This window comes from Methylobacterium sp. A52T, from assembly GCF_053346095.1.
Genome location: NZ_JBKFBI010000028.1, coordinates 40,886 through 48,728 on the forward strand (window position 1 = coordinate 40,886; position 7,843 = coordinate 48,728).

8 protein-coding genes are annotated in these 7,843 nt (G+C 69.2%); 5 read left to right on the forward strand and 3 right to left on the reverse strand.

The window, feature by feature from the left end; translation table 11 throughout:
* The first annotated feature begins 33 nt into the window (after window positions 1–33).
* Complete coding sequence (locus tag ACLBYE_RS09685) at window positions 34–201, forward strand: hypothetical protein (protein WP_447693988.1); 168 nt, start codon at window positions 34–36, stop codon at window positions 199–201.
* An 18-nt stretch (window positions 202–219) separates the two neighbouring features.
* Here the strand turns inward: ACLBYE_RS09685 and ACLBYE_RS09690 are convergent, their stop codons facing one another.
* Window positions 220–420, reverse strand: coding sequence for a hypothetical protein (locus ACLBYE_RS09690; RefSeq protein WP_447693989.1), 201 nt, complete (start codon window positions 418–420; stop codon window positions 220–222).
* Window positions 421–847: 427 nt separating this feature from the next.
* On the opposite strand from ACLBYE_RS09690, the gene ACLBYE_RS09695 reads away from it, so the two are divergent.
* From ACLBYE_RS09695 to ACLBYE_RS09705, 3 genes are all read left to right on the forward strand, one after another.
* Entirely contained in the window at window positions 848–1,090 is a 243-nt protein-coding gene (locus ACLBYE_RS09695) for a hypothetical protein (protein WP_447693990.1), read from the forward strand.
* A gap of 76 nt (window positions 1,091–1,166) precedes the next feature.
* Window positions 1,167–3,479 (forward strand): Tex family protein, encoded by a 2,313-nt coding sequence (locus ACLBYE_RS09700; RefSeq protein ID WP_447693991.1) that lies wholly within the window; start codon window positions 1,167–1,169, stop codon window positions 3,477–3,479.
* A gap of 189 nt (window positions 3,480–3,668) precedes the next feature.
* The gene (locus ACLBYE_RS09705) at window positions 3,669–4,880 is read left to right on the forward strand and encodes a hypothetical protein (protein ID WP_447693992.1); all 1,212 of its coding nucleotides are present in this window, start codon (window positions 3,669–3,671) and stop codon (window positions 4,878–4,880) included.
* A gap of 53 nt (window positions 4,881–4,933) precedes the next feature.
* Here ACLBYE_RS09705 and ACLBYE_RS09710 read toward each other — a convergent pair whose 3' ends face one another.
* Entirely contained in the window at window positions 4,934–5,731 is a 798-nt protein-coding gene (locus ACLBYE_RS09710; RefSeq protein WP_447693993.1) for a glycosyltransferase family 2 protein, read from the reverse strand.
* Between the two features lie 49 nt (window positions 5,732–5,780).
* Window positions 5,781–6,350 carry a glycosyltransferase family 2 protein gene (locus ACLBYE_RS09715; protein WP_020093585.1) on the reverse strand — a complete coding sequence of 190 codons (570 nt, stop codon included), beginning with the start codon at window positions 6,348–6,350 and terminating at the stop codon, window positions 5,781–5,783.
* A 361-nt stretch (window positions 6,351–6,711) separates the two neighbouring features.
* Here ACLBYE_RS09715 and ACLBYE_RS09720 point away from each other — a divergent pair.
* Window positions 6,712–7,843 (forward strand): flagellin N-terminal helical domain-containing protein (locus ACLBYE_RS09720; RefSeq protein WP_447693994.1); only part of this gene is annotated, 1,132 nt, incomplete at its 3' end.

Here is a 7,843-nt window from a genome sequence, read left to right on the forward strand (position 1 = left end):
CCTAGATTCGCGCATCGTCACTCGGATCCGGTCATGACCCTCCTGTTCGTGTTCCTGCTCCTGCCGCTCGCGGTGGCCATCGTCCTGGCCCGCGGCGAGCCGATCCGCACCATCAGCTGCCTCGGCGCGATGGGCGTTGGCTGCGTCATCGCCGCCTCGAGCCTCGTGAGCCTCGTCCGCCACCGGATCCGGACGACCTGACACCGGAACGGGTCGCCTTCAGAGGAACCCGACCTGGCGCGGGCCGCCGCCCAGGCTGCGCCCCGCACGGGAGACGAGCTGGGAGAAGGCCAGGGCCGCCGCCGTGGCCTGGGCGCGGGACGGGAAGCTGCATCGCGATTCGAGAACGGGCTCGTCAGTCTCGTTGACGAGGACCCAGGACCACAGCGACCGGCTACGCTCTCGGATCTCGAATTGCACGGGCGCCTCCCTGTCCGGGACATGCGAAGCGAAAGACTTGCATCCGCGGGTGACACCCGGATGACGTTGTTTCGACACCGTCAAGTCGCGCCGGCCGCTGCGAGTTTCCGCTGCAGACCATTGTCTTCGTGAACGGAGCGCGGGGAGATCTATGGTTCAGCATTGTGCCAGCTATCCATCGAGATCTGACCTGAACAGTCGGGTGCGAAACCCGTGCCAGGATGAGCGGGCAGCCGGCCAGCTATCCCCAGGAACTGCGCTCGCCCCGTGACAGCCGCCTCGGCATCCGCGCGGCCGACTCCGCGTTGGGCCCGCGACGCGCGGACTTGACTGGATTGTCTGGATCTCGATGCTCTGGCGCGTTGCGGGCGGGGTCGAGGGCATTCTGGCGGCAGCACCCGGTGGCGCTGCGAGGCGGATCGACGTGATGGCAGACCACAGCAGAGTCCCGAACGAACGGTCGCGCCGCCTTCTCGACGATCTGGCCGAGACTCTCGGATGTTCGGTCGACGTCTTCTTCGACCCGGACCCGCAGGACGACCGTTCGATGACCGAAGAATTGCTGACCCTGTGGTTCTCGATCAAGGATCCGGGTGCCCGGCACCGCATCCTGGATTGTGCCCGGGCCGTGAAGGCGGAGGCCGGGGCGGACGCGCAGCCGCGCCCCTGACCGGTGCCTTGTTTCCGACGGCTTGGCGCTCCACCCAGGCAGCCCGTCCGTCGCCGCGACCCCAGTCGGAGAATCCATGAAATCCGTGAATGCTCTGATCGCCGAAGAACTCGGTGTCGGGGAGGCGCAAGTCGCGGCCACCGTCGCGCTGCTCGACGGCGGCGCGACCGTGCCGTTCATCGCGCGCTACCGGAAGGAGAATACGGGCGGCCTCGACGACACGCAGCTGCGCAGGCTGGAGGAGCGCCTGTCCTACCTGCGCGATCTCAACGAGCGGCGCGCCGCGATCATCGCGAGCATCACGGCCCAGGGCAAGATGTCCCCGCCCCTGGCGGCGGCCCTCGAAGCCGCCGACACGAAGGCGCGGCTGGAGGACCTGTACCTGCCCTTCCGGCCCAAGCGGCGCTCGAAGGCGCAATCCGCCCGCGAAGCCGGCCTCGAACCGCTGGCCCAGGACCTGCTGAGCCGTCCCGACCGCGCGCCCGAGTCGGTCGCGACCGCTTACGTGTCGGACGCGCGGGGCGTGGCGGACGTCGAAGCCGCGCTGGAGGGCGCCCGCGCCATCCTGATCGAGCGCTTCGGCGAGGATGCCGACCTCGTGGGGCGCCTGCGGGCGGATTACTGGCGGACCGGCCAGCTCGTCTCGCAGGTGCGCAAGGGCAAGGCGAGCGAGGGCGCGAAGTTCCTGGACTACTTCGACTGGAGCGAGCGGCTAGAGCGCATGCCCTCGCACCGGATCCTGGCGATCTTCCGCGGTGAGCGGGAAGAGGTGCTCGACGTCGGCTTCGCCGCGGAGGGGGAGGAATCGGCGCCGGGCCTGCCCGGACCCTTCGAGACGGCGATCTGCCGCCGCTTCGAGATCGCGGCGCGGGGGCGTCCCGGCGATGCCTGGCTCCTCGACGCGGTGCGCACGGCCTGGCGGACGAAGATCCGAACCGGGATCAAGCAGGACCTGCGCGGCCGGCTGTTCGAGCGGGCCGAGGACGAGGCCGTGTCGGTCTTCGCCGGGAACCTCAAGGACCTGCTCCTCGCCGCCCCGGCCGGCGGGCGGGCGACGATGGGGCTCGATCCGGGCTACCGGAACGGCGTGAAGGTCGCGGTGGCGGATCGGACCGGGCGGGTCGTCGCGGTGGAGACGACCTACCCGCACGAGCCGCAGCGGCGCTGGCGGGAGGCCGTCGCGACGCTCGGCCGGCTGTGCCGGCTGCACGGCGTGGAGCTTCTCGCCGTCGGCAACGGCACCGCGTCCCGCGAGACCGAGCGCCTCGCCGCGGAGATCATCGCGGCGAACCCGGACCTGCCGCTGGCGAAGGTCGTGGTCTCCGAAGCCGGCGCCTCGGTCTACTCGGCCTCCGAGATCGCCGCCAAGGAATTGCCCGACCTCGACGTGTCCCATCGCGGCGCCGCGTCGATCGCCCGGCGCCTCCAGGATCCCCTGGCGGAACTGGTCAAGATCGACCCCAAGTCGATCGGCGTCGGGCAGTACCAGCACGACGTGAGCGATGCGAAGCTGTCGCGGTCGCTCTCGGCGGTGGTGGAGGACGCGGTCAACGCGGTCGGGGTGGACGTCAACACCGCCTCCCCGGCCCTGCTGGCGCAGGTCTCAGGCCTCGGCGGCGCGATGGCGGCGCGGATCGTCGCCCACCGCGACGCCCAGGGCCCGTTCCGCACGCGGGCGGCGCTCAAGAAGGTTCCGGGGCTCGGCCCGAAGACCTTCGAGCTGGCCGCCGGCTTCCTCCGCATCCAGGGCGGTGACGACCCGCTCGACGGGTCTGGCGTCCACCCGGAAGCCTATCCGGTGGTCCGCCGCATCCTCCAGGCGACGAAGAGCGACATCCACGTCCTGCTCGGCAACGCCGCCCTCCTCGGCCGCCTCGCGCCGGAGCCCTTCGTCGACGCGCGCTTCGGCCTGCCGACCGTGCGCGACATCATCGCCGAGCTCGAGAAGCCGGGGCGGGACCCGCGGCCGGAATTCCGGACGGCGCGCTTCCAGGAGGGCGTCGAGACGATCGGGGACCTGAAGCCCGGGATGCAGCTCGAGGGCGTCGTCACCAACGTCGCGGCCTTCGGGGCCTTCGTGGATATCGGCGTCCACCAGGACGGGCTCGTCCACATCTCGGCGATGGCCCGGCGGCGGATCGCGTCGCCCACCGAGGTCGTCCGGATCGGCGAGGTCGTCCGGGTGTTGGTCCTCAGCGTCGACGTCCCGCGCAAGCGCATCGCGCTGTCGCTGCGGCTCGACGATCCCGTCGAGCCGGGCCAGCAGGCCCGGAGGACGGCCGAGCCGAGGCAGGACGCCCCGCGGAGCCGACCGAGCCCGGGTCCCGCGCCCGGCGGGGCGCTGGCCGACGCTCTCCGGCGCGCGGGCGCCGCGCCGCGGCGCGAGTGAGGCACGCGAGAGGCGCGCGCACGGCCTCCGCGTCGCAACCGGGACTGCCGCCGGCGAACCGCGAACATGGTTAGCGCTTCGTAAACCTCCGTGCGTTCAGAGTGCGTTCGTCGTGCCGCGGAGCGCGATTCAAAACACCTGATCGCGGTTCCGGGATCGCTGCGGCGACCCCACGGCTCGGAGGCTCTGATGCAAGCGCACGTTGCGGGGATCGACAACCCGAACCCGATGATCGGCCCGGCCCGCCTGATCCGGGCGGCTTTCGAGGGCGCCGACATGGCTGCCCTGGCCGCCGAGATCCTCGCCGAGGGCGGCGACTCCGCCCTCGACGCCGGGACGGCGCTGGACATGGCGACGATCCTGCTGCTGAAGCACCGCTTCACCGAGGGGCTCGCGCTCCAGAGAGAGGTTCTGGACGGACAGCGGGTGTTCTCGCTGCGCTCGAACCCGGATCAGGCTCGGATCCGCGTCCTCGTCCTCGTCACGGCCGGCGACCTCATGGCCAACACGCCGATAGACTTCTTGCTGAACGACGGCGATTTCGGCCTCACCTACCTCTATCTCCGCCCCGGCGAGCCGGTGCCGCACGACCTGCCGGCGCACGACGTCATCGTCACGGGCATCGCCTACGCGCGCACCGCCGAGCCGCTCCTGGAAGCCCTCGCGGCGGCGGCGGACCAGTGGACGCGGCCGATCGTCAATCACCCGCGCCACGTCCTCAAAACGTCCCGCCACGGGATCGCGGACGCGCTCCGCGGGGCGGAGGGGATCCTGGCGCCGGAGGTCGTCCGCGTGAGCCGCTCCATCCTGAGCGTGGCGGCGTCCCGCAGAGCCGAGGGCCCGACCTACCCGCTCCTCGTGCGGCCCCTGGACACGCACGCCGGCAACGACCTCCAGAAGATCGACCGGGCGGAGGATCTGCATCTCTACCTCGCGCAGACGGATGCCGAGGCGTTCTACGTCACGCAGTTCTGCGATTATCGCGGTCCCGATGGCCTCTATCGGAAGTTGCGCATCGTGCTGATCGACGGTGTGCCCTACCTCTGCCACATGGCCATCCGCGATCACTGGATGATCCACTACCTCAACGCCGGCATGCTGGAAGATCCGGTGAAGCGGCAGGTCGAGGCCGCCGCCATGGCCACGTTCGACACCGACTTCGCCGAGCGCCACCGCGCCGCGTTCGCCGAGATCCACCGCAGGATCGGCCTCGATTACCTGATCATCGACTGCGCCGAGAGCGCGGACGGCCGGCTGCTGATCTTCGAGGCCGACACCGGGATGGTCGTCCACGACATGGATTCGGCGGAGCTGTTTCCCTACAAGGCGCCGCAGATGCGCCGGGTCTTCGCCGCGTTCCAGGACGCGCTGCGGGGGCGGGCTCGGGGGCGGGCCGCCTAAGTCGCCCGCCTCGGGACGGGGGCTGCGGGCGTCGGGTGCTCCACCCGGCGCCCTCACCAGGGGATGCGGCCGAAACGGTCGACCAGCCGCTGGTATTCGGCGTTGCTCTCGGCCTTGGAGGTGCCGCCCGAGCCGACATCCGAGGTCCCGGAACCCGGATGCACCAGGCGGCACACCAGCGGCAGGACGAAGCCGTGCCGCACGAGCTTCACGTTGGGACCGCCGTTGCGCAGGACGTTGGCGAGCCACGGACGGACCTGGATCGCGTCCTGCAGCGTGACGGGCGCCGTCGCCTCGACGAGGTGGGCGCGGCGCAGGCCGGTCTCGGCGAGGCGGCCGAGCCACTCGTTGTCGTAGTGCCACTTCGCGGCCGGGCTGATCGCGCCGACCTGCGCGAAGGTGGTCCGCCGCATCAGCCAGCCCGACGGCGTCGCGAAGTCGTTGATCCGCACCACCTCGCCGGCCTCGTCGGTCTCGAGCTGCGTCGAGGAGACGAAATCGAAGCTCTCGAGGGCCCTCAGCGCGAAGCCCAGATAGGCGGGCAGCCAGTGATCGTCGTCCTCGAGGAAGCCGACGAGGTCCCAGCTGTCGTCGACGGCGGCGATGGCGGCGTTCAGCGCGGGGATCTGGCCCCTCTGCGCGCCGCGCGCGAAGGTGACCTGCGGGTGCGCGGCGAGCCGCGCCGGGAGCTCGATCCCGGGATCGATCCCGACGAAGAAGTGGATCGTCGCCGGCCGGTCGAGCTCCTGGGCGTTGGCGCTCGCGATCGCGTGTTCCAGGAAGTACTGGCCGGCCTTTCCGGCCAGGGTCGAGGGTTTGAGCCTCGACGGCGTGATGATCGCGATCCTCATTCCCACGCCTCACCGTGTCGGGCGCCGCGCGCCGCGGCGCGGAACGCTGTCAGAGCTTGAAGGATTGCTCGCCGATATGGCCGAGTTCCTTGCTGAGATACGGATCGCACCAGATCCGGAAGCCGGCGGCGCGTGCCCGATCGCTGAAGTCGAAGTCCTCGCCGATGTTCACGCCGGCTTCCTCGTCGACGCGGAAGCGGAAGTAGGGCTTCTTCAGCTTCTCGAAGACCGTGGACTTGATCAGCAGGAAGCCGGTCGGGATCCGGGACATCTCCAGCAGACCCTTCGGCGCGTCGGCCGGCTGCTCCGGCAGGATGTCGCCCAGGAAGTGGAACGGGGCGGTGCGGCGGGAATAGGTCGCACCGATGATGTCGACCTGCCGGACGAGGAGCTTGAGGAGCGCGTCCTTCGGGAAGGTCATGTCGCTGTCGATGAACAGGACGTACTCCGCCCCGTACTTCTGCGCGTATTCGAGGCCGAGGTTGCGGGCATCGGCGACGATCGACGACTTCCCGACGACGATCGACATCGGCATCTCGCCGAGCGAGTGCATCATCGATCCGAGGCTCACGGCGAAGTCCGCGTGGACCATGGTCCCGCAGGGGATCGCGATCGCCACATGGGGCAAACTCGGCGACGCGGAAGGGGTCGCGGCGCCAACATCACCGGACGCTTGAGCGATCACATCTGAGCTCCCTGCAAAGTGCGCCCCGTCCCCGCCGCGCCGACCGAACCGGATCGTTGCTGATCGGCCAGGCGCGACAGACTTGGTTTGCGGCACAGCTTATGGCTGCGGATGGTTAATGGATCTTGAACACACCCCGCGATCCATAAATACTGAACGCCTCAAGGATCGATTCATTAACGATCACTTCGGACACACTGGGAGTCGGCAATTGATTTAACCCCCGCGAAACGTTTGGAGGACGATTACTGGCGTACCCGAGAAACGGGTGCATCAAATCAGAAAGATAAGACCCATGTCCTCGATCACCCTGTCGGCCGCCACGCGTCAGAACCTGCTCTCGCTGCAGGACACCGCCCAGCTGATGGCGACCACCCAGAACCGGCTCGCGACCGGCAAGACCGTCAACTCCGCCCTCGACAACCCGACCAACTTCTTCACCTCCCAGGCCCTCGACGGACGCTCCTCGAGCCTGAACTCGCTCCTCGACGGCGTCTCCAACGGCATCCAGTCGATCCAGGCCGCCAACCAGGGCATCACCTCGATCCAGAAGCTCGTGGACCAGGCCAAGTCGATCGCCAACCAGGCGCTCTCGACCCAGCTCTCCACCACCGGCACCGCCGCCAACGCCTACAGCGCCAGCACCGCCTCCCAGACCGTGCTGCTGACCATCAACGGCAGCTCGGTCTCGGCCACGGTCGCCGCCTCCTCGAGCATCAGCGCCACCGTCGCGGCCCTGAACTCTGCGGTCAGCTCGGCCTCGACCTCGTCGAGCGGCTCGTTCGGCGCCGGCGCGATCTTCTCGGTCGACAGCACCGGCACCAAGATCGTCCTGAACGCCCAGGCGGACGTGGAATTCCAGAACTCCGGCAGCCAGACGGCACTCGGCTTCACCGCCTCGGCCACCACCGCCTCGACCTACGGCACCGCCGCCAGCACCGTCGTGTCCAGCGACCTGTCGATCTCGGGCGTGACGCAGCGCGCCTCGCTGGCCAACCAGTACAACAACCTGCTCAACCAGATCACGCAGCTCGCCGGCGACGCCAGCTACAACGGCGTCAACCTCATTGCCGGCAAGGGCAATGACTTGAACATCAAGTTCAACGACACCGGCAGCTCGACCCTCAACGTCGCCTCGGTCGACGCCACGGCGAGCGGTCTCGGCCTGTCGTCGATCACCAGCTCGAACAACTCGTCGAGCCAGAACGGCCTCGGCAACTTCCTGCTGAACGCGGACGTCAACAAGACCCTGGCGACCCTGACCAGCGCCGGCAACTCGCTGACCTCCGCGGCGAGCTCCCTGGGCTCGAACCTGTCGGTGGTTCAGAACCGCCAGGACTTCTCCAAGCAGCTGATCAACGTGCTGCAGACGGGCTCGGCCAACCTGACGAACGCCGACCTGAACCAGGAGGCGGCCAACTCGCAGG

Coding starts and splice junctions, on each gene's coding strand:
- ACLBYE_RS09685 (WP_447693988.1), top strand. CDS start 34: ATGACCCTCCTGTTCGTGTTCCTGCTCCTGCCGCTCGCGGTGGCCATC.
- ACLBYE_RS09695 (WP_447693990.1), top strand. CDS start 848: ATGGCAGACCACAGCAGAGTCCCGAACGAACGGTCGCGCCGCCTTCTC.
- ACLBYE_RS09700 (WP_447693991.1), top strand. CDS start 1,167: ATGAAATCCGTGAATGCTCTGATCGCCGAAGAACTCGGTGTCGGGGAG.
- ACLBYE_RS09705 (WP_447693992.1), top strand. CDS start 3,669: ATGCAAGCGCACGTTGCGGGGATCGACAACCCGAACCCGATGATCGGC.
- ACLBYE_RS09710 (WP_447693993.1), bottom strand. CDS start 5,731: ATGAGGATCGCGATCATCACGCCGTCGAGGCTCAAACCCTCGACCCTG.